A 1,542-nucleotide genomic window follows, 5' to 3' on the forward strand; every position below is an offset into this window, starting at 1 on the left:
GGCGGGTCGTTTCGCGAGTTCTCCACCACTTTCGGTATTCGGCTTCGGATCGTTACTGGATGTGGTTGGCTTGTCGCATGACCCGAGAATCACTCACTATCGACAGGCCGGAGACGGCGACCCTCGCTGACCCCGCTGCGCGTTCGGGTCTGCCTCCAATCCTGGCAACGGGCCTGCCAATGCCCGTGCCGTCGGGGGTGCCGTCGGGTGTCCCGACCCGGCGTGGCCGATTCGCGGCCGCTGTCACCGCGGTCGTCGCGGCCCACAGGGCCATCGCTGCCGCGCACGCCGGCCTCGCAGGTCTCGTGGAGGAGGCCCGCCTCGCGGGCACCGCGCTCCACACAACAGACTCGTTCACCGGCGGCCCGCAATGGTCAAGCGACATGATCATCGAACGCCAGATCATCACCGAACTCGCCGTCGCCCTCCACACCTCCGAGAACGACACCCGCAGACTCCTCTCCACCAGCGAAGCCCTCACCGGCCCGTTCACCGCGACCCGCGCCGCCCTGAAGACCGGGGCGATCTCGTACCGGCACGCCGAGAAGATCGTGCACCACAGCACCACCCTCCCCACAGCCTCCCTCAAGGCGTACGAGCACGCCCTGCTGCCCCACGCCCGCCGGGTAACCGTGCAACGCCTCGACAAACTGGCGCGAGCAGCGGTCGAACAGTCTCAGCCCACGACGGCCGTGCAACGCCACCTCGACGCTGCCGCCCGGCGCCGCCTCGACCTCGACCCCGCCACAGACGGCATGGCCTACCTCACCCTCTACCTCCCCGCCGTCGAAGCCACAGCGATCCACAACCGTGCCACCGACCTCGCCCGCTCCGCGAAAACCACCGGCGACCCCCGAACCCTCACCCAACTCCGCCTCGACACCCTCACCGACCTCCTCCTCAACGCCGAAACCCACATCGACGGCATCGCCAAAGGCATCCGCGCCCGCATCCACGTCACCGTCCCAGCCCTCACCCTCCTCGGAACCCCCGCTCCCACCCCCACCAGCAACACGCCCGCGGGCGGAGCGGACCCCACGAACACCGACACCCCCACCCACGCAGCCGGCAACAACATCGACAAAGACCCCGCCAGCCGGCCACCCGAACCTCCCCCGCCCGGGTTCGCGCAGCTCGAAGGGTACGGCCCGATCGACCGGCTCACAGCCCTCCGCCTCACCCGGCACGCACCCACCTTCACCCGCGTCCTCACCGACCCCGCAACCGGCAGCACCCTCACCTACGGCCGCGAAAAGTACAAACCCCCTGCCGACCTCGACGAACTCATCCGCCTCACCTACACCGAATGCACCTTCCCCCTGCCCTGCACCACCTCAGCAACCGCAGACCTCGACCACACCATCGCCTGGAACGACAACGGCACCACCAGCCTCCAAAACCTCAGCCCCCTCTGCAGCAGCCACCACAAAGTCAAACACCACACCGAATGGTCGGTAGAACAAGCACCTCACGGCACCATCACCTGGACCTCACCCGCCGGACACGAATACACCGTCGAACCCACCCCCATCGCACCACCCA

1 protein-coding gene is annotated in these 1,542 nt (G+C 68.1%); it reads left to right on the forward strand.

Annotation, left to right across the window (positions count from 1 at the left end):
* Positions 1-77: 77 nt before the first annotated feature.
* A partial coding sequence (locus B7R22_RS07615) for an HNH endonuclease signature motif containing protein (RefSeq protein ID WP_172582266.1) occupies positions 78-1,542 on the forward strand: 1,465 nt, incomplete at its 3' end.

It is taken from the genome of Subtercola boreus (genome assembly GCF_003399635.1).
Lineage (GTDB): Bacteria > Actinomycetota > Actinomycetes > Actinomycetales > Microbacteriaceae > Subtercola > Subtercola boreus_B.